The 26761-nt window shown below is 70.9% G+C and carries 21 protein-coding genes, 1 tRNA gene and 2 pseudogenes; 14 read left to right on the top strand and 10 right to left on the bottom strand.

Features of this window, described 5'->3' with window-relative positions:
- Positions 1-67: 67 nt before the first annotated feature.
- From ACIP94_RS09610 to ACIP94_RS09600, 3 genes are all read left to right on the top strand, one after another.
- Complete coding sequence (locus ACIP94_RS09610) at positions 68-1273, top strand: DNA polymerase III subunit delta' (RefSeq protein ID WP_402421992.1); 1206 nt, start codon at positions 68-70, stop codon at positions 1271-1273.
- A 269-nt stretch (positions 1274-1542) separates the two neighbouring features.
- Positions 1543-3087, top strand: a complete 1545-nt coding sequence (locus tag ACIP94_RS09605; protein ID WP_402421990.1) for an alpha/beta hydrolase — start codon at positions 1543-1545, stop codon at positions 3085-3087.
- A 106-nt stretch (positions 3088-3193) separates the two neighbouring features.
- Positions 3194-3270: transfer RNA gene (locus tag ACIP94_RS09600), tRNA-Thr, on the top strand.
- Between the two features lie 43 nt (positions 3271-3313).
- On the opposite strand, the pseudogene ACIP94_RS09595 reads toward ACIP94_RS09600, so the two are convergent.
- Together ACIP94_RS09595 and fxsT are read right to left on the bottom strand one after the other, a co-directional pair.
- Positions 3314-4197: pseudogene (locus ACIP94_RS09595) on the bottom strand (tyrosine-type recombinase/integrase).
- Positions 4163-6460 (bottom strand): FxSxx-COOH system tetratricopeptide repeat protein, encoded by a 2298-nt coding sequence (gene fxsT, locus ACIP94_RS09590; RefSeq protein WP_402421987.1) that lies wholly within the window; start codon positions 6458-6460, stop codon positions 4163-4165. Before fxsT ends, ACIP94_RS09595 begins: the two are co-directional and overlap by 35 nt.
- Before the next feature lie 312 nt (positions 6461-6772).
- Here fxsT and ACIP94_RS09585 point away from each other — a divergent pair, with 312 nt between their 5' ends.
- Entirely contained in the window at positions 6773-7204 is a 432-nt protein-coding gene (locus tag ACIP94_RS09585) for a hypothetical protein (protein WP_402421984.1), read from the top strand.
- 119 nt (positions 7205-7323) lie between these two features.
- Here ACIP94_RS09585 and ACIP94_RS09580 read toward each other — a convergent pair whose 3' ends face one another.
- The gene (locus tag ACIP94_RS09580) at positions 7324-8163 is read right to left on the bottom strand and encodes a TrmH family RNA methyltransferase (RefSeq protein ID WP_402421981.1); all 840 of its coding nucleotides are present in this window, start codon (positions 8161-8163) and stop codon (positions 7324-7326) included.
- A gap of 644 nt (positions 8164-8807) precedes the next feature.
- On the opposite strand from ACIP94_RS09580, the gene ACIP94_RS09575 reads away from it, so the two are divergent.
- On the top strand, positions 8808-9722 hold the full coding sequence (locus ACIP94_RS09575; RefSeq protein ID WP_402421978.1) for a glycosyltransferase family 2 protein: 915 nt from the start codon (positions 8808-8810) through the stop codon (positions 9720-9722).
- Positions 9723-10228: 506 nt separating this feature from the next.
- Positions 10229-13585: a BTAD domain-containing putative transcriptional regulator gene (locus ACIP94_RS09570; RefSeq protein WP_402423032.1), complete on the top strand. Its 3357-nt coding sequence runs from the start codon at positions 10229-10231 to the stop codon at positions 13583-13585.
- A gap of 55 nt (positions 13586-13640) precedes the next feature.
- Here the strand turns inward: ACIP94_RS09570 and ACIP94_RS09565 are convergent, their stop codons facing one another.
- Positions 13641-15338 (bottom strand): bifunctional 3'-5' exonuclease/DNA polymerase, encoded by a 1698-nt coding sequence (locus tag ACIP94_RS09565; RefSeq protein WP_402421975.1) that lies wholly within the window; start codon positions 15336-15338, stop codon positions 13641-13643.
- A gap of 57 nt (positions 15339-15395) precedes the next feature.
- Entirely contained in the window at positions 15396-16145 is a 750-nt protein-coding gene (locus tag ACIP94_RS09560; RefSeq protein ID WP_402421972.1) for a Clp protease N-terminal domain-containing protein, read from the bottom strand.
- 116 nt (positions 16146-16261) lie between these two features.
- Between ACIP94_RS09560 and ACIP94_RS09555 the strand changes: the two genes are divergently transcribed.
- The gene (locus ACIP94_RS09555; protein ID WP_402421970.1) at positions 16262-17398 is read left to right on the top strand and encodes a DUF2786 domain-containing protein; all 1137 of its coding nucleotides are present in this window, start codon (positions 16262-16264) and stop codon (positions 17396-17398) included.
- A 66-nt stretch (positions 17399-17464) separates the two neighbouring features.
- Here ACIP94_RS09555 and ACIP94_RS09550 read toward each other — a convergent pair whose 3' ends face one another.
- The 3 genes and pseudogenes from ACIP94_RS09550 to ACIP94_RS09540 all read right to left on the bottom strand — a co-directional run.
- Positions 17465-17974 (bottom strand): DUF4232 domain-containing protein, encoded by a 510-nt coding sequence (locus ACIP94_RS09550; protein ID WP_402421967.1) that lies wholly within the window; start codon positions 17972-17974, stop codon positions 17465-17467.
- A 446-nt stretch (positions 17975-18420) separates the two neighbouring features.
- Complete coding sequence (locus ACIP94_RS09545) at positions 18421-18927, bottom strand: hypothetical protein (protein WP_402421964.1); 507 nt, start codon at positions 18925-18927, stop codon at positions 18421-18423.
- Between the two features lie 50 nt (positions 18928-18977).
- Positions 18978-19079: pseudogene (locus ACIP94_RS09540) on the bottom strand (30S ribosomal protein S14); the annotation flags it as partial.
- 118 nt (positions 19080-19197) lie between these two features.
- Here ACIP94_RS09540 and ACIP94_RS09535 point away from each other — a divergent pair.
- The 4 genes from ACIP94_RS09535 (at position 19198) to ACIP94_RS09520 (ending at position 20844) form a co-directional block, all read left to right on the top strand.
- Positions 19198-19572 carry a VOC family protein gene (locus ACIP94_RS09535; RefSeq protein ID WP_402421961.1) on the top strand — a complete coding sequence of 125 codons (375 nt, stop codon included), beginning with the start codon at positions 19198-19200 and terminating at the stop codon, positions 19570-19572.
- Between the two features lie 7 nt (positions 19573-19579).
- On the top strand, positions 19580-19954 hold the full coding sequence (locus ACIP94_RS09530; protein ID WP_402421958.1) for an ArsR/SmtB family transcription factor: 375 nt from the start codon (positions 19580-19582) through the stop codon (positions 19952-19954).
- A complete protein-coding gene (locus tag ACIP94_RS09525; RefSeq protein WP_402421955.1) occupies positions 19951-20460 on the top strand; it encodes an SRPBCC domain-containing protein in 510 nt (169 codons plus the stop codon). Before ACIP94_RS09530 ends, ACIP94_RS09525 begins: the two co-directional genes overlap by 4 nt.
- Before the next feature lie 126 nt (positions 20461-20586).
- The gene (locus ACIP94_RS09520; RefSeq protein WP_234512092.1) at positions 20587-20844 is read left to right on the top strand and encodes a DUF397 domain-containing protein; all 258 of its coding nucleotides are present in this window, start codon (positions 20587-20589) and stop codon (positions 20842-20844) included.
- Between the two features lie 438 nt (positions 20845-21282).
- Here ACIP94_RS09520 and ACIP94_RS09515 read toward each other — a convergent pair whose 3' ends face one another.
- A complete protein-coding gene (locus tag ACIP94_RS09515; protein ID WP_402421952.1) occupies positions 21283-21771 on the bottom strand; it encodes an ATP-binding protein in 489 nt (162 codons plus the stop codon).
- A 343-nt stretch (positions 21772-22114) separates the two neighbouring features.
- On the opposite strand from ACIP94_RS09515, the gene ACIP94_RS09510 reads away from it, so the two are divergent.
- The 3 genes from ACIP94_RS09510 to ACIP94_RS09500 all read left to right on the top strand — a co-directional run bounded on the left by ACIP94_RS09510 (position 22115) and on the right by ACIP94_RS09500 (position 25217).
- The gene (locus ACIP94_RS09510; RefSeq protein WP_402423029.1) at positions 22115-22951 is read left to right on the top strand and encodes a helix-turn-helix domain-containing protein; all 837 of its coding nucleotides are present in this window, start codon (positions 22115-22117) and stop codon (positions 22949-22951) included.
- Between the two features lie 135 nt (positions 22952-23086).
- Entirely contained in the window at positions 23087-24547 is a 1461-nt protein-coding gene (locus ACIP94_RS09505; protein WP_402421949.1) for an aldehyde dehydrogenase family protein, read from the top strand.
- A gap of 121 nt (positions 24548-24668) precedes the next feature.
- Entirely contained in the window at positions 24669-25217 is a 549-nt protein-coding gene (locus tag ACIP94_RS09500; protein WP_402421946.1) for a DinB family protein, read from the top strand.
- Between the two features lie 27 nt (positions 25218-25244).
- Here ACIP94_RS09500 and ACIP94_RS09495 read toward each other — a convergent pair whose 3' ends face one another.
- The gene (locus ACIP94_RS09495; RefSeq protein WP_402421943.1) at positions 25245-26654 is read right to left on the bottom strand and encodes a glutamate decarboxylase; all 1410 of its coding nucleotides are present in this window, start codon (positions 26652-26654) and stop codon (positions 25245-25247) included.
- Positions 26655-26761: the final 107 nt, after the last annotated feature.

The following is a 26761-nucleotide window of genomic DNA, read 5'->3' as shown; positions in this document are numbered from 1 at the left end:
GCCCGGGCAGGTACGACGCCCGGGCAGGTACGACGCCCGGGCAGGTACGACGGAAAGGCGGTGTCCCGTGACCGTGTGGGACGACCTCGTGGGGCAGGAGAAGGTGAGCGAGCAGCTCGACGCGGCTGCCCGTGACGCCGACGCCCTCGTGACCGCTGCCGCCGCCGACACCCCGCTGCCCGAGGCGTCCAAGATGACGCACGCCTGGCTGTTCACGGGCCCGCCCGGCGCGGGGCGTACACAGACGGCACGGGCCTTCGCCGCCGCGTTGCAGTGCGTGAGCCCCGACCGCGCACTCGGCGGCGCTCCCGGCTGCGGTTTCTGCGACGGCTGCCACACCGCGCTGGTCGGCACCCACGCGGATGTGACGACGGTGGCCGCCGTGGGCACGCAGATCCTCGCCGACGACATGCGCGACACGGTCCGCAAGTCGTTCACGTCGCCGGCGAACGGCCGCTGGCAGGTGATCCTCGTCGAGGACGCCGAGCGGCTGAACGAGAAGTCGGCCAACGCGGTCCTGAAGGCGGTGGAGGAACCCGCGCCGCGCACGGTCTGGCTGCTGTGCGCCCCGTCCCTGGAGGACGTCCTGCCGACGATCCGCTCCCGCTGCCGCCACCTCAATCTGCGCACGCCGTCCGTGGAGGCGGTCGCGGACATGCTCGTCCGGCGCGACGGCCTCGAGCCGGAGACCGCGTTCGCCGCCGCTCGCGCCACCCAGGGTCATGTCGACCGTGCCCGCCGCCTGGCCACCGACGAGCGGGCCCGGGCCCGCCGGGCGGCCGTACTGAAGCTCCCGCTGCGGATCGACGACATCGGCGGCTGCCTCAGGGCGGCCCAGGAGCTGGTCGACGCGGCCACGGAGGACTCCAAGCAGCTCGCCGAGGAGATGGACGGCAAGGAGACGGAGGAGATGAAGGCGGCGCTGGGCGCGGCGCAGGGAGGCCGGATGCCGCGCGGCACGGCGGGCGTGATGAAGGAGCTGGAGGACAGGCAGAAGCGCCGTAGAACGCGTACGCAGCGCGACAGCCTGGACCAGGCCCTCACCGACCTGACGGGCTTCTACCGCGATGTCCTCGCCCTCCAGTTCGGCTCCCGTATCGCCCTGGCCCACGCGGACGCGGAGGACGCTCTCGAGCGCCTGGCCCGGGGCAGCACGCCCGAGTCGACCCTGCGTCGCATCGAGGCGATCGCCGCCTGCCGGGAGGCCCTGGACCGCAATGTGGCACCTCTGCTGGCGGTGGAGGCCATGACGATGGCGCTCCGGACCGGCTGAGGCGGTACGGGACGCGGCCGGACGCCCGGGAGAGGGGTACGGCGCGCGGTGGATTGACCGTGTCACTCGTACGAAGGGCCGAGGCGACGCAGAGCAATCAAGTCGTCGCTCAGGGTTACGCTCACGGGATGCAGACCAGGCGCATCACCGGACCACCCCCCTCGCCCCCGACCCACCGCCCGCACCGTCCTCGCTCCCGTCCGTTCCGCCTCTTCCGCCTTCTCCGCCCGACCCAGGCTCCTCCGACCCAGGCTCATCCGTCCCGGGCGATGCGGACGGGCGGTGTGCTGCTCGCCGCCGCCGCACTGCTCGCATCGGCCTGCTCCGCCAGGGGTGTGACGACGGCGACGACAGCGGATGAGGCGTTGGCCCCGCTGCCCCGGGCCACGCCGCCGGCCCTGTCTCCGTACTACGCGCAGAGGCTGACCTGGAGCCCCTGCAAAGTCCCCGGATTCGAGTGCGCCACGATGAAGGCGCCCCGCGACTACGCCCGGCCCACCGCGGGCGACGTGAGACTGGCCGTGGCCCGCAAGCGCGCCACGGGCCACGGCAAACCCCTCGGCTCGCTGCTGGTGAACCCGGGCGGGCCGGGCGGCTCGGCCATCGGCTATCTGGAGCAGTACGCGGGCGCCGGCTATCCGGCCGAGATCCGCGCCCGCTACGACATGGTGGGCATGGACCCCCGCGGCGTGGGCCAGAGCGAGCCGATCGTGTGCCTCAACGGGCCCGAGATGGACGCCTACGCGCAGACCGACCTCACGCCCGACAACCAGACGGAGGTGAACCGGCTCGTCGCCGCGGACAAGAAGTTCGCGGAGGGCTGCGAGCGCCATTCGGCGAACCTGCTGCGCCATGTCTCGACGGTCGAGGCGGCCCGTGACATGGACATCCTGCGCGCCGTGCTGGGCGACCGGAAGCTGAACTATGTGGGGGCGTCGTACGGGACGTTCCTCGGGGCGACGTACGCGGGGCTGTTCCCGGCCCGCGTCGGCCGGCTGGTGCTGGACGGCGCGATGGATCCGTCCCTGTCCGCCCGCCGGCTCAACGAGGACCAGACGGTGGGCTTCGAGACGGCCTTCCAGTCCTTCGCCCGGGACTGCGTCCGGCGGTCCGACTGCCCGCTGGGCGTCCCGGGGACGTCGCCGGCGAAGGTCGGCGACCATTTGAAGGCGTTCTTCACGAAGGTCGACGCGTCCCCCCTCCCGACCGGGGACGCCAGCGGCCGCAGGCTCGGCGAGGCGTTGGCCACGACCGGGGTGATCGCCGCGATGTACGACCAGGCGGCCTGGCCCCAGCTGCGCACGGCGCTGACCTCTGCGATCAAGCACCACGACGGGGCCGCGCTGCTCGTCCTGTCCGACAGCTATTACGAGCGGGGCGCACACGGCAGATACGCGAACCTGATGTTCGCGAACGCGGCCGTGAACTGTCTGGACCTGCCATCGGCGTTCTCCGGCCCGGCGGAGGTGGAGGAGGCGCTTCCAGTGTTCGAGAAGGCATCACCGGTATTCGGGAAAGGGCTGGCCTGGACGTCGCTGAACTGCGCGTACTGGCCGGTGAAGGCGACGGGCCGACCGCAGCGCATCGTGGCCCGGGGCGCGGCGCCGATCGTAGTGGTCGGCACCACCCGCGACCCGGCGACCCCGTACCTCTGGGCGCAGGCCCTGGCATCGCAGCTCTCCTCCGCGAGACTCCTGACCTACGACGGCGACGGACACACGGCATACGGCCGCGGCAGCAAGTGCATCGACGCGGCGATCGACGCGTATCTGCTGCGGGGCACGCCACCGGCGAGGGGAAAGCACTGCTCGTAACTGTTCCCGGCCCCCCGGAGGCGTCGCCTCCGGGGGGTGGTCGGAGCGCCCCCGGAAACTGTGTAGACTTACCGACGTTGCTGATCGCACCATAGTGCGGCGGCGCGCCGCCTTAGCTCAGATGGCCAGAGCAACGCACTCGTAATGCGTAGGTCTCGGGTTCGAATCCCGAAGGCGGCTCCATCCGAACCCCAGCACAGACGCCGTCTGAGCTGGGGTTTTGCGTTCAGCGGATGCGGCGACGGCGGCGGGCGCGTGCCACGCGGTACCGGCGGTCTCAGTTTCCCCCTCGGTAGGGCCCTGTGGAGCGGGTACCAAGAACTCGCCCATGCGCCGCATTGGGTCCTTCGACAGGTGGGATCGACCGTTCACATAGCGCCGGGTCTGGCTGATCCGGGTGTGCCGGAGAATCTCCATGATCGTGGGCATGTCGGCGCCCAGCTCGTTCAGGATCGTGCCGGCCATGTGGCGGCTCCCGTCGTAAAGATGTCGGTCGTCGATCCCGGCCTCCCTGAGCAGCTCCTTGAACTCCTCGTAGTCGGCGCGCGGGTCGAGCGGGCGCCCGTCCGGCCGTGAGAACACGACATGGTGCTCCTGCCAAAGCTCCCCGGCTGCCGCTCGCATGTCGTCCTGTCAAGCCTTGTGGTCGTGCAAGAACGGGATGAATACAGGCGAGATGGGGACGACGTTCCGGCTCTTCTTGGTCTTGGGCCGAGTGAAGACGAGTCCGCCCTCCCTGCGCTCGGGCCAGGCGCTTGCGTGCTTCGTGCAGGCGCGGGACAGGATGCGGTGGACCTTCACGACGTGCGACGGGGCCTGGCCGGCGTCGAGCATGGCCCGGTACATCCGCTCCAGATGCTCAGGCTGCGGCTTGTCGATGCGGTGCCTGCCGACGCGCGGGATGACCGACGTCGGCGATCTCACTCGTGGCCATCTCCCGAGCAGTCCAAGCAGCTCCCTGGACGTTCGGCTACAGCCCTGACCTGCGGACGTTCGAATCCCAAGGACACGTGTGGACGGTCGCGGATCAAGATCGGACAACTCGTGATTTGGGGATCGCCGGTGTGCTGACTGATCACTCCTCGATATCGGGATCGTTCCGCGCCGCATCCAACCGCTCCAAAAACCTGATGGCGGTCAGGGTGTCGGGGTGGTCTTCGCCCAGTACCCCCCGCCGCCGGGTCAGGGTGTCTTCGCCCAGGGTGCGGGCTTCTTCGGTCTGTCCCAGCGCCGCCAGCCGGTTGGCCAGGTTGGAGGCGGTGCGCAGGGTGTCGGGGTGGTCTTCGCCCAGTACCCGCCGCTGCCGGGTGAGGGTGTCTTCGTCCAGGGTGCGGGCTTCTTCGGTCTGTCCCAGCGCCGCCAGCCGGTTGGCCAGGTTGGAGGCGGTGCGCAGGGTGTCGGGGTGGTCTTCGCCCAGTACCCGCCGCTGCCGGGTGAGGGTGTCTTCGCCCAGGGTGCGGGCCTCTTCGGTCTGCCCCAGCGCCGCCAGCCGGATGGCCAGGTTGGAGGCGGTGCCCAGGGTGGCGGGGTGATCTTCGCCCAGGAGACGGCGGCGCCGCTGGAGGGTGTCCTCGTCCAGGGCGCGGGCGCGCGCATGGTCCCTGGTGTCGTCGTGGGCGCGGGCGAGGTAGTTGGCGGTCCGCAGGGTGCATTCGTGGTCCGGGCCGAGTTGCCGCAACCAGGTGTCGTACAACTGCTGGAGGCGGTCTCGGGTGGTGCGGGCCTGGCCGCGGTCCAGTAGGTACCAGCAGGCCTCGCGGACCACATCCCGTCCCCCCTCGGTGGTGATGAGGGCCGGGTCCACGGCGAGGAGGTGGGGCAGGAGTGTTCGCCATGCGGGCCACGTCGAGGGATGTCCGACGTCTCCGGGAGTGGCCGCGGTCAGGAGGGCCTCGGCGTCCCGGCCCGCCTGCCGGCGTTGGTCGGGTGTCAGCTGGTCGCGCAGCACGGTCTGGGTGAGGCGGTGGAGCTGGATGGTGCCGTTCTGGGCCCGGGCCAGGCTGTGCCGAGTGATGGCGCGTAGCGCTGTGCTGCCGGCCAGGCGGGTGGCCAGGGCGTCGGTCAGGGGTATGGAGGCGTCATCGGGGAGGTGGCCGGCGCAGGTGGTGACGGGGAAGGGTTCGGGGGCCAGCAGGGTCAGGGCGGACAGCAGGGCGGCCGCGCCGGGGTGGTCGGATTCCAGGCGGCTGGTGGTGAGACGGACCTGCGCGGCCAGGGAGACGGGATAGTCGGTGGGGCGGCCCTCGGCCAGGACCTCGGCGGTGTTACGGGCCAGTTCGGCGGTCAGGTCGGCAGCGGACAGACCGTCGGTGAGCAGGGCGGCGGCCTGGGCGAGGGCGAGGGGGAGGTCATCGAGGGCAAGGGCGAGGAGGTCGGCGTCGGTCTCCCCCAGAACGGCGCCGTGGGCATGCAGCAGGGCGACCGATTCGGCACGGGTGAAGACGTCGACATTCAGCGGGCTGGCGTGGGCCTGCCAGTGAGGAGTGCGGGAGGTGATGAGCACATGGCCGCCACCACCCGGCAGATAGGGGGCCAGGACCGCGGGGTCTTCGATGTTGTCGAAGACCAGCAGCCAGCGAGAACGGGTGCGTAGCTCACCCAGGAGCGCGTCCACGGCGTCGGCGGAGGGTCCGTCGGCGGGTGCGGCGCCGATGCGGGTGGCGAGCTGGGCGAGCTGATCGGGGATAAGGGCGGGATCCTCGGCGGCAATCCACCAGGCCAGTTCGTACTCGCCGGCGAAGCGGTACGCGTATTCGACGGCGAGCTGGGTCTTACCGACCCCGCCACGTCCGTGCAGCGCCTGCACGGCCACACGACTACTGGTTGCCAGTGTCTGACGCAGGTGGACAAGGAGGGTGTCCCGGCCGGTGAAGGAGGCGTTGCGGGCGGGCAGGTTCCACACCCGCGGCAACGACCCGGGCAGGCGGGGCCCGCTGCCACCCAGCTGCCGCAACGCCCCGGGAAAGCCCGGCTCAACGGTCGGCCGACGCGGGCCGCTGACCGCCTCCAACAGCACCCGGCGGGCGGCCTCCTCACTCAACTCGAACAGTTTCGGGGCAATGAGGGGGCGCAGGATCGCCGGCGAGACGACCTCGGCGACACGAACAGGGGTGATCTTCTCCTTCATCGCCACGATGGCGGTCCACTCGGGCGTGGTGAACCGGTCCGGCTCGAAGTAGGCCGGGGAGAACAACGCCAGAAAACGCCCCCGTTCCAAAGCGGCGTCCATCTTCAGGACGAAGTTGTCACCCGCACCCCAGTCCCAGTAGTCCAACTCCACCTGGAAACCGGCATCGACCAACTGCCACGCCGCCCACTCCGCCCAGGCCCGGTCCGCCCCCGCGTGACTGACGAACCATGCCCCGTCAGGCACCTCAACGCCGCCCATCCCCATCCCCCGAGTCCAGCCACCGCACTGAACTCCCGAGCCTAGAACCCCCCACCCGCAACCGACCTGCGTTCACCCACGCAAGCCAGAAAACAGGCAGGATCCGGGACCGCATCGCGCACTCCACCGAGGGCGAGCGTGGCTGGCCCTCCACGCGGGCTCCCGGGCCTCAGCTGCAGGCTCAGTTGGTGCTGGGTCTGGGATGGTTCGCCTCCGTCCACGGCCGTCCAACAGGTTGGCTGACCAGGCGCTCAGTAATCGCAGCAGACGCCCATGGACGCCCCACTGAGTCGAACCATGGCAGAACACACCATCACGCGGCAGGACCGCGCCGAGGCTCTGGAGCAGCGCTTCGAGGGCCCGTACGACCGGGCCAATCCGATGGGCTTCCGCGCCCTGCCGGCGGCGGAGGAGCGCGATGAACTGTGCGGCGCCGCCGAGGAGATGGTCACCGAGGAGGGCTTCGGAGCGGAGCTGGTGCCGGTCGCGCTGGGCGGCAGGCTGGAGCGCGCGGGCAACCTCGCGCACATGCTGCGGCCGGTCTTCCGGCGGGACCTGGCCCTGGGCTTCGGCTTCGGGCTCACTCCCTGCTCGCCGCCGCACCGGTGTGGGCCGCCGGGTCCTCGGAGCAACGGCGCTCCACCGCCGAACTGCTGTGCAGCGGCGGCAGGGTGGGCATCGTCCATCACGAGCTGGCCCACGGAAGCGCGGTGCTGCGCGGTGAGGTGACCGCGGCGCGGACACCCGGCGTTTTCCGGCTCGGCGGCCGCAAGGACATGGTGCTGGACGCGGCCCTCGAGTCGTGGCTGGGCACGCCGTGACAGTGTCTCTGGAGGGGTGGGTGTCTCTCAGCCCCGGGGGGACGACGCCATGCGCTGTCGTACGGCCTCGTAGGTGAAGAGGGCTGCCGACACCGCGACGTTGAGGGAGTCGACCTGGCCGAACATGGGGATCTTCGCCTTGGTGTGGCTGCCCGACAGCCACTGGTCCGACAGGCCGTACTTCTCGCTGCCGACCAGGATCGCCGTGGGCCCGGTCATGTCGACGTCCGCCATCAGGACGTCCGTGTCGGGGGTGGCGGCGACGACGTTGACCGAATGCTCGTCCAGCCAGCGCATGACGTCCCCGGAGTCGGCCGAGGCGATCGGGACGGCGAACACCGTGCCCTTGCTGGCCCGGATCACATTGGGATTGCCCCAGTCGGTCACGGGGTTGGCCGAGATGACGGCCGTGACGCCGGCCGCGTCGGCGGTGCGTAGCACCGAGCCCAGGTTGCCCGGCTTCTCGACGCTTTCGCAGACGACGAAGAGGGAGCGGTTGTCGACATCGATACGGGAGAGGTCGGTCTCGATGTCCGGTACGACGGCGAGCCAGCCGTCCGGGCCCTCACGGTAGGCAGCCTTGTCGAAGGCCTGCCGGCTCAGGCTGAAGAGGACGGCTCCGCGGTCGGCGGCGCGCGCCAGGACGTTCCTCGGGTCCGAACCACCGGTCAGCGCGGGGCAGAAATACAGCTCGCGGGGACGGACTCCGGCCCGCAGGGCGAGATCCAGCTCCTCATAACCCTCGACGAGGGTCACTCCGGAATTCTGCCTGTTCCGCCGGCGGCGGAGGGCGGCGAGTTCCTTTACATGAGGATTGCTGGGGCTGGAGATTTCCTTGGGCGAACCAGCCCGCGGGATGGACGGCATCGGCGGTGGGAATCACGGTGCCTTTCGGGCTCCGATCCTCCGTCCCCTTTCTCTTGTGTTCCTCTCGTGCGCTGCGCGCGGTCGTGGCCAGGGTACCCGACCCGTTGGGCCGCCGCTTCGCGGTGCCGGTCGGCCGGGGTGGGGGCTGTAGGGCGACGACGGCCGGGCGGTGGGGGGTGACGCTCTCGGTTATGGCGCGAGGAGGGATATGAGGAAATGGAAGTCGGGGGTTGGGCGGCGAGCGTGAATTCATGGGGCGGTTTTCGAGGCGGGACACCTTTCTCGCTGATCGGTGAGAATTCCGGGTCGGTGTGTTCGGTTTGTTCGGTGTGTTCAATGTGTTCGGTGCTTGCGGTGCTTGCGGTGCTTGCGGTGCTTGCGGTGCTTGCGGTGCTTGCGGTGCTTGCGGTGCTTGCGGTGCTTGCGGTGCCTGCGGTGCGCTTGTGCGCCCTGCGTGAGGGGTGGAGGTGGTGGCCGGTGTCGGTGGTGGTTCGGCGGGTGCGTGGTGGGGCGGACCGTGCTCGCGGGGGAGAAAACCGCCCCACTCGGTCGGAAAATCATCCGGTGCGCGGAGAACCGGAGGACACTGAGCGTCCTCTTGGTTAACGGCTAGCATCGCGTGAACAGTCGTAGGCCGGGATGGGGTGGGTGTCGTGTCGCAGCAGGAGCCGGGGCCCCGTATCGCCGTAGCGGTCGTCACCATGGGCAACCGGCCCGCCGAGGTCGACGCCCTCCTCACCTCCGTCGCCAAGCAGGACCTCGCCCCGTCCCGCATCGTCGTCGTCGGCAATGGCTGCCCTCTGCCCGAGTTCGCCGAGCGTCTCGGTCTTCCGGGCGAGGTCACCTGTGTCGAGGTCGACGAGAACCTCGGCTGCCCCGGCGGGCGAAACGTTGCCCTCGCCCGGCTCCGGGAGTTCGGGGACGTCGATGTCGTGGTCGAACTGGACGACGACGGGCTGCTCGTGGAAGCCGACGTACTCCGGCGCGTCCGGAATCTCTACGCGGCCGACCCCAGGCTCGGCATCGTCGGGTTCCGTATCGCCGACGAATACGGCGAGACCCAGCGGCGGCATGTGCCCCGTGTCGGCGCCGCCGATCCGATGCGCGGCGGGCCGGTGACCGGCTTCCTCGGCGGTGGGCACGCGCTGTCCATGGCGATGCTCGCCGAAACCGGGGACTGGCCGGCCGAGTTCTTCTTCGCGCACGAGGAAACGGACCTCGCATGGCGGGCCGCCGACGCCGGCTGGACCATCCTCTACGCGCCCGAACTGCTCCTCCAGCACCCCAAGACCTCGCCCGCCCGGCACGCCATCTACTACCGGGTCACCGCGCGGAACCGCGTGTGGCTCGTACGGCGTCGGCTGCCCCTGCCACTCATCCCCGTGCACCTGGGGGTCTGGATCGCCGTCACCCTCCTGCGGACGCGATCGGTCGGCGGGCTGAGGGCCTGGTTCGGCGGGTTCGTGGAGGGGCTGCGGACCTCGGGCGGCGAGCGGCGGCCCATGCGCTGGCGCACGGTGTGGCGATTGACGAGACTGGGGCGACCGCCTGTCCTGTAGCGGCTGTAGCGGCTGTAGCGGGCGTAGCGGCTGTAGAGGGCGTAGATGCCTAGAGGCCCAACGGAGCTGTAGGGGCTCAGAGGTGGGCGAGGTGGACGGCGGCGGAGCGTGGGGCGGGGGTCCGCCCGCACGCCCCCGATGACGAAGAGCCCGGTCGTTCACCTCCGACGACCGGGCCCTCGTGCTTCCGGAATCCGGCCACGGCGGCGACACTCCCCCGAGCTGCGCATCTACGCGCGCACCGTCGGGCCAGATCCGATGAAGGGATCACATCAGGCCACGCCAACAGATCGCTAACATGTGGCCAACGGTCCTGAAAGGAGCCGTGAGCTGGCCGGTTCCCCGGGGAGCTCGTGGGCCGAACGGCCGGAACTCGCCGTACGCGGATGCGAACTCCGCGTCAAAACGAGGCGGCTGTACGCGCGGCAGAGCGGTGAGCGGCAGTCGTGCCGCACGGTGAAGTGAGGCACGGCGGTCGGGCCGTGCGGAAGGGCAGCGGGGCGGCTATGCGGGACGGGCTGCGGTTCGGGCTGCTGGGCCCGCCCGTCGTGTACGACTCCGACGGGGGGAGCCGGCCGATCGGCAGCGGCAAGATGCGTGCCCTGCTGGTCGCGCTGCTGCTGTGGCCGGGCCGCGTCGTCTCGGTCGACGCGCTCAAGGACGCCCTCTGGGGCGGCGCCCCGCCGGCCTCCGCGCAGGCGTCCCTGCAGAACCATGTCACCCGGCTGCGCCGCGTTCTCGGCGCGGACGGCCCCGAGCGGCTGCGGGCCGTGCCGCCCGGCTATCTCCTGCGGGTCGACGAGGGTGAGCTGGACGTCCGTGTCTTCGAGAGGCACGCGTCCGCAGCCCGCGCCGCGCACACCGGCCGCGACTGGGAACGCACCGTCGGCGAGGCATCCGCCGCGCTCGCACTGTGGCGCGGAGCCCCGCTCAGCGGGCTGTCTCCCGACACGGTCGGACATGCGCTGGTGCAGCGCCTGGAGGAGGCGCGGCTGCTGGCCCTGGAGTGGCGGTACGACGCCGAGCTGCACCTCGGCGGTGCCCGGCTCGGTGGTCTCGCGCCGGAGCTGGCCGCGCTGGTGGCCGAACACCCCTTGCGGGAGGGCTTCCACCGGCTGCTCATGCTCGTACTGCACCGCACCGGCCGCCCGGCCGAGGCCCTGGCCGTCCATCGCGATCTGCGGGCACGGCTGATCGGGGAACTCGGGGTCGAGCCCGGCAGCGCGGTGCGCGAGGCCCATCTGGAGATCCTCCGGGACGACGAACCGGGCCTGTCCGGGTTCCCGCAGAGGAGCGCCGGCCCCGGGCACGCCAGGCACATCGGGCACGCCAGGCACATCGGGCACGCGCGGGGAATCGGGCACGCGCGGGGAGAGGACGGGGACACCGACGGCGGGGCGTCCGACGGAGGGGAGGCAGACGGCAGGGGCATCGGCGGCGGGGGCACCGCCGGACCGCACGCCCCGGGCGAACCCCACGTTTCCGGCGCGGGCGCCCAGGTCGCGCCCGAGGCTCAGGCCACACCCGACGCCGGCAGCGGCGCCCCGGCCACGCCCGCCGTGCCCCGGCCCGCCCAACTTCCGCCCGCGCCCGCGCACTTCACCGGTCGCGATGCCGACCGCCGCGAACTGCACCGCTTCCTCGGTGCCGAAAGCGACACCCCTCGCGTCGCCGTGCTCAGCGGTATGGCCGGCGTCGGCAAGAGCGCGCTCGCGCTGTACGTGGCGCACGGCCTACGGGAACGTTTCATTGACGGCCAGCTCTACGTCAATCTGCACGGCGCCACGCCCGGCATGACCCCGCTCACCCCCGAGCAGGCGCTCACCGCGCTGCTGCGCGACCTCGGCGCCGAGCCCCGCCGTATTCCCCGGCACCCGGACGCGGCGGCCGCGCTGCTGCGCTCCCTTCTCGCCCCCACCCGCACGCTGATGGTGCTGGACGATGCCGCGAACGCCGCCCAGGTGAGACCGCTGCTGCCCGGCGGACCCGGCTGTGCGGTCATCGTGACGAGCCGTTCTCCGCTCACCGCGCTCGACGGCGCCCACCGGGTCCCGCTCGCCCCTCTCTCCGACGAGGACAGCGCGGCCCTGCTCCGTGCGGTCTCCGGCAGGGACGGGCTCGACGCCGCGCATCCGCTCGTCGAACTCGCCGGGCGGCTGCCGCTCGCCCTGCGCGTCGTCGCCGCCCGGCTCGCCGCCCGCCGCGCGCTCGCCCCGGACGTCCTGGCCGGTCAACTGGCCGCCACCGAGGGCCGGCTGCACCACCTGGAGTACGACGACCTGAGCGTGCGCAGATCACTCGCCGTCGCCCATGACGCCCTACGGGCCTCGGACCGCGAGGCCGACCGGGACGCGGCGCGTGCCCTCGGCCGTATCGGCGCGCTGGACCTGCCGGGCTACGGGGCGGCCCTGCTCGCCCGCCTTCTGGGCACGGACGAGCGCCGTGCCGAGGCCGCCCTCGACCGGCTCGTCGATGTCGCCCTCCTGGAGGAGACGGCGTACGGGCGGTACGCCCCGCACGACCTCGTCCGGGACTTCGCCCGGGAGACCGCGGTGAACGAGGAGACCGTGGGCCGCCACCCCACCCCGAACCCCGCGGACCACCCCGCCCCCGACCCCGCACACCACCCCGCCCCGAACCCCGCGGACCACCCCGCCCCCGACCCCGCACACCACCCCGCCCCGAACCCCGCGGACCACCCCGCCCCCGACCCCGCACACCACCCCGCCCCGGACCCCGCGGATGACAGCCCCGCGGAAGTCGCCCTGCGCTGGTACACGGCCATGGCCACCCGCGCGTACGAGGCCACCGCCGAGTCGGGTGCCGAGCGCGAGGACCGGCTCCGGGCGACACCGTCGCAGCCCGTGACGTACGCCGCGGACGTGGCGGCCGTGCCCGTCTTCGGCTCCGCCCGCGCCGCCGCCGACTGGATCGCCCTCGAACTGGACAACATGGTCGCCCTGGTGGAGCGTCATGCGGACACCTCCGCCCATGTCCCGCTGCTCGTCCGCCTGATCGCTCCCCATCTCCAGAGCCGCGGCCATGTCGCCGAGCTGGAGGTGCTCGTCCGCGCCGCCCTGCACGGGGTGCACCGGCTTGGTGACGCGCCCGCGGAGGCGTTCGCGCTGCTGGACCTGGCCGGTCTCAACTGCCTGAAGGGCCGCGGCAACGACGCGCTCGCCCAGCTCGACGAGGCGCTGGCGATCTGGGGGTGCCTCGACCACCTCTCCTGTCTGCTCCGCGGTCTCAACAGGCGCGCGGTGCTGCTGGAGCAGCTCGGCCGCTACGAGGAGACAGGCGAGACGCTGCGGCGGTGCCTGGAGTACACACGGGTCCTCAGCGACCCGATGCAGGAGGCCATCACCTACAGCAACCTCGGCAACCTCTACGCGCACACGGACCCGAGAGCGGCCGTCGACCACCACCGCCGGAGCCTGGAGATCGGCGAGCGGATGGGCCATGTCGTCATCCGCCACACCGCCCACTGCAACATCGGTTTCGACCATCTCATCCTCGGTGAACCGGATGCCGCCGTACCGCACTTCGAGGAGAGCCTGCGCATCCTCGGCGGCCATGGCCACTGGCAGGGCGAGTCGCAGACCCGGCTGGGGCTGGTGCGGGCGCTTCGGGAGCGGGGCGACCTGGAGCGGGCCTCGCGGGAGTGCGATGTGCTGCTGACGCTCGCGGGCCGCCGCGGCGACTGCTACGCCGGGGGTCTCGCCCGCCACCAGCGAGGTCTGCTCCACCTGGCGGACGGCGAGGTCGACGAGGCCCGCCGGCAGTGGACGACCGCCCTCGCCGCGCTGGACGGCACGGACAGCCCGGTGGTGGGGGAACTGCGGGAACGGCTGGCGGAGGGGTGAGCCGGGCGGCCCGCCCAGGCGGCACTCCGGTCGCCGCTCGACCACGTCGGCGCCCTCACTTCGCGTCCGCATAGCACTCGACGACCGCCGTGGTGAACGGAATGCGTACCGGTGTCTCGCCGAACGTCAGCCGCATCGCCAGGTCCGAGGCCTCCTGAATCGCGGCGGCCACCGTGTCCGCCTCCTCGGCCGGGCAGTGCACGATCACCTCGTCGTGCTGGAAGAACACCAGCTCGGCGGCGAGGCCCGCGCAGGAGCGGCGCAGGGCGGCGAGCAGTACCAGGGCCCAGTCGGCGGCGCTGCCCTGCACCACGAAGTTGCGCGCGAAGCGGCCGCGGGCGCGGGAGTTCGTCGAGGCGTACCCCGGCATCCACTGCTGGGGTTCGTCGGCCGCACTCTCCTGGGCGTCCTCCTGCGGGATGCCCGCCTCCTGCGTGGCGTCCTCCGAGGCGCCGGCCGCCGGCGGGGACGTCCGCCCGAGCCAGGTCCGCACGAGCCGGCCCTCCTCGCCCGCGCGCGCCGCGTCGTCGACATACGCGACGGCTCTGGGGAAGCGGCGGCGCAGGGCGGCGAGGTTCTTCAGGCCGTCGCCGGACGTCTGGCCGTAGATCGCGCCGAGGACCGCGAGCTTGGCCTGGTCACGGTCGCCGGAGAACGCGCGGTCCGACACCGACTGGTAGAGGTCGGCCTCGCGGGCGGCCACCTCCATGAACGCCGGGTCGCGGGAGATCGCGGCCAGGACCCGCGGCTCCATCTGGGCGGCGTCGGCCACGACCAGCCGCCAGCCAGGGTCGGCGACGACGGCGCGGCGGATGACCTTGGGGATCTGGAGGGCGCCTCCGCCGTTGGTGACCCAGCGTCCCGTGACCGTGCCGCCCGGCAGATACTCGGGCCGGAAGCGGCCGTCGCGCACCCAGTCCTGGAGCCAGGACCAGCCGTGGGCGACCCAGATGCGGTACAGCCGCTTGTATTCCAGAAGGGGCTTGACCGCGGGGTGGTCGACGGACTCGATCTCCCAGCGACGGGTGGACCGCACCCGGATCCCGGCCTGTGCGAACGCCTTGACCACATCGGCGGGCAGATCGGGTCTCACCCGGCGGCCGAAGGCGGCCGACACCTCGTCGGACAGCTCGGCCAGCCGCCGGGGTTCACCGCCGCCCGCGTACCGCTCGCCGAGCAGTTCGTGGAGCAGCTCGCGGTGGACGTCGGCGCTCCAGGGCAGCCCGGACCGGTTCATCTCGGAGGCCACGAGCATCCCGGCCGACTCGACGGCGGTGAGCAGCCGCATGCGGTCCGGGTGCGCGGCGGCGCCGTGCCGGCGCTGCTGGTCCGCGTACACCTCGACGAGGTCCTTCAGGGGGACGTGGACGGGGCGCGGCTCGAACAGGGAGGACTGCGAGCCGGGCTCGGCGGAGCGGGGCGGGGGATCCGGGGGTACGGGGCCGCCGCGCAGCCGGGCCAGTGCGGCGGCGGCCGACCGGGGTTCACCGAGGCGCCCCTCGTGGCCGAGGAGGAGGGTCTCGGCGGCCTCGACGTCGTAGCACCGGTCGACTCGCACCCCCGTGGCGAGCAGACGCGGCTGGACGTCGGCGGTGGACCGCCACACCCACCGGGTGACCTCGGGCCGTGTCCGCACGGCCTCGGCGAGATCCCCCTCCCTGACCACAGGCCCGGCGGGCAGGCCGTCCGGGCCGAGGGCGGCGATCTCCACGCCGCCGTCCTCGGCCGGAGCGAGAGCCCAGCGCCCGGTCATGTCTGCGAGTCTGACAGGGGGGTCTGACAACGGGCCGGACGTGCCGTCCGGGCCGGCTCAGTCCTCCTGTCCGGGGGCCGTGTGTCCGAGGGCCTTGCTGATCTCGGCCAGCGCCTTCGCGAGGTGCTCCTCGGTGGTCGCCTTGTCGAGCCCGAGTCCGGACAGTACGCCCTCGCCGTTCTCCAGTTCGAGGAGCGCGAGGAGGATGTGCTCGGTGCCGATGTAGTTGTGCCCCAGGCGGAGGGCCTCGCGGAAGGTGAGTTCGAGGGCCTTCTTCGCGGCGGGGCCGTAGGGCACGAGTTCGGGGACCTCCTCGGCGCGGGGCGGCAGTGCCGAGGTCGCCGCTTCGCGGACCGCGTCCAGGGAGATCCCGCGCGCGGTGATCGCCTGGGCGGCGAGGCCGTCCGGTTCGGCGAGCAGGCCGAGGACGAGGTGCTCGGGCACGGTCTCGGCGTTGCCCGCCTCCTTCGCCGCGTTGTGGGCCGCCATGACGACGTTGCGCGCGCGTGGCGTGTAGCGGCCGAACCCCTGACTGGGGTCGAGGTCCGCCGACTCCTTGGGAACGAAGCGCTTCTGCGCCGCCTGCCGGGTCACGCCCATGCTCTTGCCGATGTCGGTCCAGGAGGCTCCCGAGCGCCGGGCCTGGTCCACGAAGTGGCCGATCAGATGGTCGGCCACGTCGCCGAGGTGGTCCGCGGCGAGTACCGCGTCCTGGAGCTGCTCCAGGGCGTCGGTGTGCACCTTCTTGATGGCTTCGATGAGGTCGTCGAGACGCAGATTCACTGTGATCTGAGGCTTGGCCGTCATGTGTCAACTGTAGGTTGACGCTTGGTCTCTGTCAACCTGAAGTTGACGGTTCGGCTCGCCCTACGTGAGGAAGGGCCGGGACGGGTCCGGGCGGCGCTCATGTCACGATCGAACGCGTGAGTACGACGACCACCGTGGACCGCGCTTTCCACACAGCCCTCTACGATGACGCCGACGCGGCCCTGGACACCGGCGCCTCGCTGCTCGCCGCCGATCCGGCGGCCGACGGCGAACTGGCCCGGCGCGGCGAGCAGTTCGTCGGCGCCGCCTGGCGGCGCGGCTGGCAGCCCGCCGACGTCGTACGCATCGTGCGGCGCGAACTGGACGACCCGCATGTACGCCTGGTGTCGGCGCTGATCCTCAAGGAAGCCGGACAGCGGCCGTCCCCGGGAGCGCGCTGGGCCGCCCAGCTCCAGGACCTGGACGCGGAACCTCCGGGCCTGCCCGACCGTTTCTCGTACGCCACCGCCGTACTGGAGCTGTACCGCCTGCTGCTCCGCCTCCCCGCCCTCGAACCGCTCGACGCGCCCGGGCGGACCGCCGCCCCGCAGCAGCCGGAGTCCCGGATGCTCACCCGTATCCGTGCGCTGCTCGCGAAGGCGGAGGCGACCGGATATCCGGAGGAGGCGGAGGCGCTCAGCGCCAAGGCGCAGGAGCTGATGGCCCGGCACAGCATCGACGAGGCGCTGCTCGCCGCCCGGGCGCACACCGGGGAGGCGCCGGGCGCCTGCCGCATAGGCGTGGAACCGCCGTACGAGACGGCCAAGGCGGTGCTCCTGGACGCGGTGGCGACCGCGAACCGTTGCCGGGCCGTGTGGAACGAGCCCTTCGGCTTCTCCACGGTCATCGGCTTCGAGCCCGACCTGGAGGCCGTCGAGCTCCTCTACACCTCGTTGCTCGTGCAGGCCACCGCCGCCATGACGAAGGCGGAGGCGGCGCAGCGCAAGGGCGGCCGGAAGCGTACGAAGACGTTCCGGCAGTCGTTTCTGGCCGCCTACGCACACCGCATCGGCGACCGGCTCAGGGCCGCCGCCGAGGGCCAGGTGGCCGGGTCCGAGGGGGATCTGCTCCCCGTACTGGCGGCCCGGGACGTGGCCGTCGCGGACCACATGGAGCGGATGTTCCCGGACACGGTCACCACCCGGCTGCGCGGGGTCGACGACGCGGCCGGCTGGGAGCAGGGGGCCGCGGCCGCCGACCGGGCCCGGGTCGGGGAACAACCGGGGGCCGGGGACCGACCGCGCCTTCCCTGAGCGGGCCTCCCCGCTCCACGCCCGTACCCCGGCTCCCCGGGATACGGGTCAGGCCCTGCGGACCGGTCAGTCGCCGGCGACCTGGATCGGGCTCACCGAGGCGTCGGGGCTGTCCGGGGTCTTCAGGGCCACGTCGCCGTACGACCACGGGTAGCTCTTCGCGTCGCCGGCGCCCGGGATGGTGATCTTGACGGCGCGCGTCGCCGCGCTGAGCGAGCCGCCGTCCCCGCGAACGTAGGTGATGGTGAAGGTCGCCGCCTCGCCCTTCTGGAGCGTCACCTTCGCGGGCTTGGCATCCTGCTCCTTCGCGACGCTCCAGGAGGAACTGCCGCCGGTCATCTCGACACCCGGGAAGCCCTGGAAGGTGCACGTGTCGCTGCCGCGGTTCGTGACGGTGACAGGGACGTTGCCCGTGTCGCCCGCGGAGGTGGCCGCGTTGCCGGGACCGACCTTGACGGCGACCGCGCACTCGGCGGCCTTCGCCCCGTCGTGGCCGCCGCTCTTGCTGTCGCAGGCGGTCAGGGTGAGGGCCGCGGCGAGCGCGGTGACGGCGAGGGGGACGCGGATCGTACGCATGTGGGTCCTCTGGGATCGTGACGGTGTCCAAGGATCATCACGCAGGCGGTCCGCGAGACGTTGCGCGCCCCCGGTATCCGGCCCGCGCTCCAGCCCGTGACGGGGGCGGTTCATCCCCTATGGCCCCATACGCAACGGCGCATGCCCCCGTGCGATGCCGGACATGCCTCCGCGCGCCGGCGGATATGACCCCGTGCGCCCAGCGGAACGAGCCGACCGCGAGGCGCTCAACGACCGGCACGCGCCCACGGGCCACAGGCGCCGAAAGACGACGTCGACGGACGCAGGCGAAAAGCGCCACCGAAAGGGCCCCATCCGAGGACGCCGCCGAAAGGCGCCAACGCTTCACACGGCGACGGGCCCCGGAGCTGGAAGGCCCCCGCAGGCCGGCCCCTCCGACCCCTCAGATCCCTCAGATCCCTAAGCCCCGGGCGACAGCCGGCGGGTCACGACCCCAGGTTCGCCGTCGGCAGCCCGCTCGGCAGCTTGCCGCCCTCGGCCTTCACATAGGACTCCGCGCCGAGGCCGCCCTGCCACGTCACCTTCATGCTCGTGGAGTTCACGGAGTCGACCATGCCGGTCGCCCGGCTCTTGCTGCCGTCCGTGCACTTGAGGTGGATCATCTGCATGCCCGCCTCCTCGCCCGCCGTCCCGCTGCACACGGTGCCGCCCGTCGCGAAGAGCCCGGCCTGCTTGCCCGTGATCACCAAGGCCACGGCCTTGCCGCCGGTCGTGGCAAGCCAACTGCCCTCCAGCTTCCCGGCCTTGGCGCTCGGCGAGCCGCCGGTGTCCGCCGTGGACCCGGCCGCGCTCGGCGTGGAGGAGCCGCCTCCCGTCCCCGAGCCATCGTCCCCGGAACCGCTGGTGCAGCCGGTCAGCAGGAGCGCGGCCGCAAGGCCCGCGGACGCGAGCGAGACACGGGCCTGCCGGCGGGTGACGTGGATCGCGGTCATCACTGAAGTCTCCCAGGGGTGCCGATGGGATCGGGGACGGCCGCAGCAAGCTACCAGGAGGACTTGCGCACCCCGGGGAGATATCCGGCGTGCGCTTGCTCACGCAGATTGATCCGGGACAGGCCGAAGGTCCGGACGCGGCCGCGCGAACGGCAGACCTTCACGCCCGCCAGGCCCGCTCGGGCCGGCCGCCAGTGGTGTCCTCACGGCTATAGGTAGGGGATGCCCTACGTTTGACGCGTAGGGCATCCCCTACCTATCGTGCCGCGTATGACCATCACCCATGCCTCATTCGTCACGCTCCCCGTCTCCGACCAGGACCGCGCCCTGCGCTTCTACACGGACCTCCTGGGCTTCGAGATCACCGCCGACCGCGCGATGCCTCAGGGGCGCTGGCTCCAGGTCGCACCCAGGGGCGCGCAGACCGTCTTCACGCTCTCCGGCCCGGACATGGGCGGTTTCCGGCCCGGCGAGGTCCGGGGGATCATGTTGGTGACGACCGATGTCGACGCCGACTGCGCCCGGCTGACCGCGGCGGGTGTCCCCGTGCAGGGCCCGGACGACCTCCCCTGGGGCCGGATGGCCTCCTTCCGGGACCCCGACGGCAACGGTCTGATGTTGCTCACGGAGAAGGAAGGCTTTTGATCGCGCCATGACCGGGACGGGTACGGGGGGTACGGCCGCCGACGTCCGCGCGGCCGACGAGGACCGGGTGTTCGCCGCCCTCGCCAACGCCACGCGCCGCGAGGTGCTGCGTCTGCTGCGTGAGGAGGGCCCGCAGCCCGTCCAGGCCCTGGCCGACCACTTCGCCATGCGGCGGCCCAGCCTCTCGGAGCATCTGAAGGTGCTGCGGGAGGCGGGGCTCGTCTCCGAGCAGCGTTCCGGCCGCCGGCGCATCTACCGTCTCGAGGCGGCTCCGCTCGCCGAGGTGCAGGACTGGCTCCACCCGTACGAGCGGTTCTGGCGCGAGCGGCTGAAGGGCCTCGGTGAACTGCTCGACCACATGCCCGACGATGACCGTCCATGAGTACCGCGCCCGGTGACGGCGACCTCACCACCCTCCGCGTCGACCAGTTTCTGCCGCATCCGCCGGCCAAGGTCTGGCGCGCCCTCACCGAACCCGCGTTGCTCGCGCAGTGGCTGATGCCCGGGGCGGAGAACTTCCGTCTCGAAGTCGGCCACCGCTACACGATGACCTCGGTCCCACGACCGAACGCCAACTTCTCCGGCACGGTTGACGTGCGGGTCCTCGCTTTCGAGCCAGAGCGGATGCTGCGCGTCCGGTGGGCCGACGCCGACCCCGACCGTCCCGTGCACTGGACCATCACCTGGACGTTGGAACAGGAAGGGCGCGGAACGCGTCTGTTCCTAGTGCATGAAGGGTTCGACCCGGACGATCCGGCACAGCTGATGGCGCGGAAGATCATGGACGGGGGCTGGAGGTCGCATGTGTTGCGGGCTCTGGGGCAAACGCTTGACGAGCTGCAGTCAGGCGGCAGTCACGCTGTAGTCAAAGGACTGCAAACGCTGTAATCGCAGGGACACCCCCCGTGCACGTGCATCTGCCCATGCATCTGCATGTGAACAGAGTTATGATCCGGGACAGTTGACCACTGCATAGACGGCCATACCAGCCAATGCACCACCCGGGAGCGACCTGTGGACCACGACGTGTGCGACGTGGATGACGTGTACAACGGCATGGCTGCGACGGAGCTGCACGGAGTGGCCTGGCAGAAGAGCCGGCACAGCAACTCCCAGGGGTCATGTGTGGAGTTCGCCCGGCTGCCCGGGGGAGAGGTGGCGGTACGCAACTCCCGCTTCCCCGATGGGCCCGCGCTCGTCTACACCCGTGCGGAGATCGAGGCGATGCTGCTCGGCATCAAGGACGGGGAGTTCGACCATCTGATCGCGTGACCCGTGCGGGCACGCGGTAACACGTGTAGGTGCACGGGCAACGCGCGTAGAGCACAGGGGTCCCGGTGCCCACAAGGGCAGGGACGCGTGCGCGCAAGCACGGGGCGCGTGCGCGCACGCGCGGGAACGCGTGCTCAGAAGCGCGGGAACGCCGTGCGCAGAAGTGCGGGAACGCCGTGCGCAGAAGTGCGGGAACGTGTGCGTGGGGGCGTGAAGGTGGAAGTGCGGAAACGCGTGCGTGGAAGCGCGCGGGCACGAGGGCGGAAGCGCAGGAACGGGCGCGCAGTCGGCGGCGGGACGCGTGAGAGCGCCCGGTCGTTCCGTCGGCCCGGGCAGCCCCCGGCCGGTCGGCCCGTCACCGCGTTCGTCCCGCGGCGCGTTGTGCGCCGCGGGATGTAACACGCGTAGATCCACCGCCTCAGAAAGCGCCGCGGGGCGTCACTCCGCGCACGCCGGGGTGGACGGCAGCCGGAACAGGGCCCAGACGACCTTGCCGTTCAGCGTGCCCGCCAGCGGGTGCCAGCCCCAGCTGTCGGCGAACGAGTCGACCAGGAACAGCCCGCGGCCCGATTCGGCCGAGAAGTCCTCCGAGTCGCCCGCGACCGGACTGTCGTGACTGGGGTCGCGCACGGCGCACACCAGTCGCGTGGTCCAGCGCACCAGGTGCAGCCGCACCGGGGGGTGCTGGTCACACGCGCGCAGGGCGGGGGCGGGCAGAGCGTGTCGCAGGGCGTTGGTCACGAGTTCGGAGACCACGAGACACACATCGTCGAAGCGCTCGCCCACGTCCCACTGGTTCAGGGTTCTTCGGGTGAACTGGCGTGCTTCCCGGACCGCTTCGAGGCGGGCTGGCAGGGCACAGGAGGCTGCGCTGGACACGGCCGCGAGGTCGAGCGGCGGAAGTCCCTGCCGTAAGGGCTCGAGCATGGTCGATCCATTCGTCCCCATGCGAGGCACTCCCGGGTGTTCGCGGTCGGTGCGATGGAGCGGTGGCGCGGGACCATGGTTTCGGATGAGCCAGGCAGATGCAAGGGCAGATGCACGTGCACGCGCCGGAATTGGCCGCTGCTGTACCGCTTTCTGCTTGTTTCTTCGGCCAGTTTCTTCCCTGTTGCTTGCCCCTTCCTGATCTCCGACGTGTCTCAGCTTTGACTGCTTTCCATTTCTGTAACCGTACGAGTACTGCTCGAAGTGTTTTAGTGGCAGACTGCGCGGTCTGAAGGACGGTTGGGGAGGCTGACAAGTGAGCGCTGGTGACTCGAGCGGGTCGGTGGTGCGGCGCATTCTGCTGGGATCCCATCTCAGGCGTCTTCGCGAGGCGCGCGGCATCACCAGGGAAGCGGCCGGCTACTCGATCCGGGCCTCGGAGTCGAAGATCAGCCGCATGGAGTTGGGACGGGTGAGCTTCAAGACGCGTGACGTCGAGGACCTGTTGACGTTGTACGGGATCACCGACGAGGCCGAACGGACGTCCCTGCTCTCCCTCGCGAAGGAGGCCAATGTCGCCGGCTGGTGGCACAGCTACTCGGACGTGCTGCCGAGCTGGTTCCCCACCTACGTCGGCCTGGAGGGCGCGGCACATCTGATCCGTTCGTACGAGGTCCAGTTCGTGCACGGCCTGTTGCAGACCGAGGCGTACGCGCACGCGGTCGTCGCCCGGGGCATGAAGGGCGCGAGTGCGGGGGACATCGACCGGCGGGTGGCCCTGCGGCTCGAGCGGCAGAAGTACCTCCTCTCGGAGAACGCCCCGCAGTTTCACGTCATTCTCGACGAGGGAGCCCTGCGCCGCCCCTACGGTGACCGCGAGGTGATGCGCGGCCAGCTTCGGCATCTGATCGACATCTCGGATCTGCCCAACGTCCGCCTCCAGGTCATGCCGTTCAGCCTCGGCGGGCACTCCGGGGAGAGCGGAGCCTTCACCATCCTCAGCTTCCCCGAGTCCGATCTGTCCGACGTGGTCTATCTGGAGCAGCTCACCAGCGCCCTGTATCTGGACAAGCGCGAGGACGTGCTCCAGTACGAGTCCGCGATGAAGGAGCTCCAGCAGGACAGCCCCGGACCGGACGAAAGCCGCGACCTGCTGCGGGACTTGCTCCAGCTTTTCTGAGTCTCCATCCGGAGTATGTCGAGCGATCCCGCAACTCCCTTTAAACAGAAGTACGATGACGCGTAATCAGGCCGTGACGTGATCGCGGGTGTGTGAGCGTGTGTCTGCTTCGGCTGCGAGGGATTGAGGGATCACATGTCGTCCTACTTCACCGATCTGGCTCAGCAGTACATCGGTGGTGAGTGGCGCCCGGGCACAGGCTCCTGGGACATCATCGACTTCAATCCGTACGACGGCGAGAAGCTGGCGTCGATCACCATAGCCACGGTCGACGAGATCGACGACGCGTACAAGGCCGCCGCGGCCGCCCAGAAGCAGTGGGCGTCCACCAACCCCTACGCCCGCCGCGTGGTGTTCGAGAAGGCCCTCAGGCTCATCGAGGACCGCGAGACCGAGATCACCGAAGTGATCACCGCCGAGCTGGGTGGCACCCGGCTGAAGGCCGCCTTCGAGCTGCACCTCGCCAAGGAGTTCCTGCGCGAGTCGATCCAGCTCGCGCTGCGCCCCGAAGGCAAGATCCTGCCCTCCCCGATCGACGGCAAGGAGAACCGCCTCTACCGTGTGCCCGTCGGCGTGGTCGGCGTGATCAGCCCGTTCAACTTCCCCTTCCTGCTGTCGATCAAGTCCGTCGCCCCGGCGCTCGCCCTCGGCAACGGTGTGGTCCTCAAGCCGCACCAGAACACCCCCATCGTCGGCGGCTCCCTGGTCGCGAAGATCTTCGAGGAAGCGGGACTGCCGGGCGGTCTGCTGAACGTCGTGATCACCGACATAGCCGAGATCGGCGACGCCTTCATCGAGCACCCGATCCCGAAGGTCATCTCCTTCACCGGCTCCGACAAGGTCGGCCGGCACGTCGCCACCGTCTGCGCGTCGCTCTTCAAGCGCTCCGTCCTCGAACTCGGCGGCAACAGCGCCCTGGTGGTCCTCGACGACGCGGATGTCGACTACGCGGTCGACGCGGCCGTCTTCAGTCGCTATGTGCACCAGGGCCAGGTCTGCATGGCCGCCAACCGCGTCCTGGTGGACCGCTCGATCCAGGCCGAGTTCACCGACAAGTTCGTCGCCAAGGTGCGCTCCCTCAAAGCGGGCGATCCGCGCGATCCGGAGACCGTCCTCGGCCCGGTCATCAACTCCTCGCAGGCGGATGCGATCTCCGGCGCGGTGGAGCAGGCCATCGCGGAGGGCGCCACGGCCCTCGTGCACGGCTCGACCACCGACAACCTGGTGCGGCCGACAGTCCTGACGGACGTCCCCGCCGACTCCTCGATCTTCCAGCAGGAGATCTTCGGCCCGGTCGCCCTCCTCATCCCCTTCGACGGCGAGGAGGAGGCCGTCCGCCTCGTCAACGACACCCCCTACGGCCTCAGCGGCGCCGTCCATACCGCCGATGTGGAGCGCGGTGTGGCCTTCGCCAAGCGGATCGACACGGGCATGTTCCACGTGAACGACGGCACGGTCCACGACGAGCCGCTCGTCCCCTTCGGCGGCGAGAAGCACTCGGGCATGGGCCGGCTGAACGGCGAGACCACGATCGAAGCGTTCACCACACAGAAGTGGATCTCGGTGCAGCACGGGCGGAGCGCGTTCCCGTTCTGAGTTCTTCGCGATGATGTCGCCGTGGGGGCCCTTGCGGACAGAAGCTGACCGCAAGGGCCTCTAGCGTCTTCGGTGTCAGGCAGAGGGTGATCTCGCCGGAACCGAGGAAAGGCGGCCGTTCATGGTCATGCATGTACGCGCGGAGGAGCGGGGCGACGAACGCGGTGCACTGCTCTCCTTCCTGGAGGAGCAACGGGGCGGCATCCGCCGGGCCCTGCTCGGGCTGACGGAGGAGCAGGCGCGCTCCCGCCCCAGCGCGAGCAGGCTGTCCCTGGGCGGGCTGCTCAAGCACGTCGCCGAGACCGAGCAGGGCTGGGTCGCCCGGGCCCGGCAGGAGCCGCCGGCCCTGCGGCGGACCGAGGCGAACTGGCACGAGAGCTTCGAGCTCCTGGAGGACGAGACGGTCGAGTCACAGCTCGCGTACTGGGGGAAGGTCGCCGCCGAGACCGAGGCGTTCATCCGCTCGGTGCCGAGCCTCGACGACACCTTCCCGCTGCCCAACGACCCCTGGTTCCCGCCCGACGAGCGTGTCTCGATGCGATGGCTGGTGCTCCACCTGATCCGTGAGACGGCCCGGCACGCGGGCCACGCGGACATCGTCCGGGAGTCGCTGGACGGGAGGAAGGCCTTCGAACTGGTGGCCGTGGAGCAGGGCACGCCCCAGGGCTGACCCGGCGGGCGGCCGAGCCCGGCGGCGTCAGTGGTGGAAGCTCGTGGCGACCTTCTTGTCGTGCGTCAGCGGACACGGCTGCCGCCGCAGGTCCGAAAGCAGCCGGTTCAGATCCTCGATGAACAGATCGGACAGGTCCGTGGAGAAGCCGTTGCGGCACACGATCCGCAGCACGGACAGGTCCTGGCGGTTGGCGGGGAAGGTGTACGCGGGCACCAGCCAGCCGTATGCGCGCAGCCCCCGGGAGACATCGAAGACGTCGTACGCCGTCACGTCCGGCGTGGTCGTGAACGCGAAGACCGGCAACTCCTCGCCGCGGGAGAGGAGTCGGAAGTCGCCCAGTGCCTCCACCCGGTCGGCGAGAGCCCGCGCCACGTTCCGGGTCGTCTGCTGGACCGCCCGGAAGCCCTTTTGGCCCAGCCTCAGGAACGTGTAGTACTGCGCCACGACCTGGGCCCCCGGGCGGGAGAAGTTGAGCGCGAAGGTCGGCATGTCGCCGCCCAGGTAGTTGACGCGGAAGACGAGTTCCTCCGGAAGGGCCTCCGCGTCGCGCCACAGGGCCCAGCCCACGCCCGGGTAGACCAGCCCGTACTTGTGGCCGGAGGTGTTGATCGACGCGACCCTCGGCAGCCGGAAGTCCCACACCAGGTGCTCGTCCAGGAAGGGCGCGATCATCGCCCCGGAGGCACCGTCCACATGCACGGGGATGTCGAGGCCCGTACGCTCCTGGAGGTCGTCCAGGGCCGCGCACAGGTCGGCGATCGGCTCGTACGACCCGTCGAACGTGGAGCCGAGGATGCCGATCACCCCGATCGTGTTCTCGTCGCACAGCTCGACGGCGGACTGCGGGTCCAGATGGAACCGGTCGCCTTCCATGGGTACCTGGCGCGCCTCGACCTCCCAGAAGTTGCAGAACTTATCCCAGCAGACCTGGACGTTCACCCCCATCACCAGGTTCGGGCGGGCGTCCTTGGAGGGGTAGCGGTCCGCGTTGCGACGGGCCCAGCGGCGCTTGAAGGCCAGTCCGGCGAGCATGCAGGCCTCGCTGGAGCCGGTCGTCGAACAGCCCACGGCGGACTGCGGGTCCGCGTTCCACAGGTGGGCGAGCATGGCCACGCAGCGGCGCTCGAGCTCGGCCGTGCGGGGGTACTCGTCCTTGTCGATCATGTTCTTGTCGCGGCACTCGGCCATCAGCGTCCCGGCCTCGGATTCCATCCAGGTGGTGACGAAGGTGGCCAGGTTCAGCCGCGAGTTGCCGTCCAGCATCAGTTCGTCGTGGACCAGCTGGTAGGCGGTCGTGGGCAGCATCGGGCCCGCGGGGAGCCGATGCCTGGGCGGCGCCTCGGTCATCTCGACGACCGGGTTGGCCTCTCCGTAGAAGGGGTTCATCGACCTGGGGTGCTCGTCGGGTTTCCCCCGGCCCGTGTGCAGCGCCATGGTGTCTCGTCTCCCGTCGTGTCGTAACGGTCCTGCGGTCCGCGTTCCTGTGGTGTTGCGTTCCTGCGGTGTTGCGGTGCGGCGGTGCCGCGGTCCTGTGCTTCTGC

The organism is Streptomyces sp. NPDC093261 (genome assembly GCF_044753645.1).
Classification (GTDB): domain Bacteria; phylum Actinomycetota; class Actinomycetes; order Streptomycetales; family Streptomycetaceae; genus Streptomyces.
Note: the sequence above shows the minus strand (reverse complement) of the source record. Positions and strands in the feature narration are given on the sequence as shown.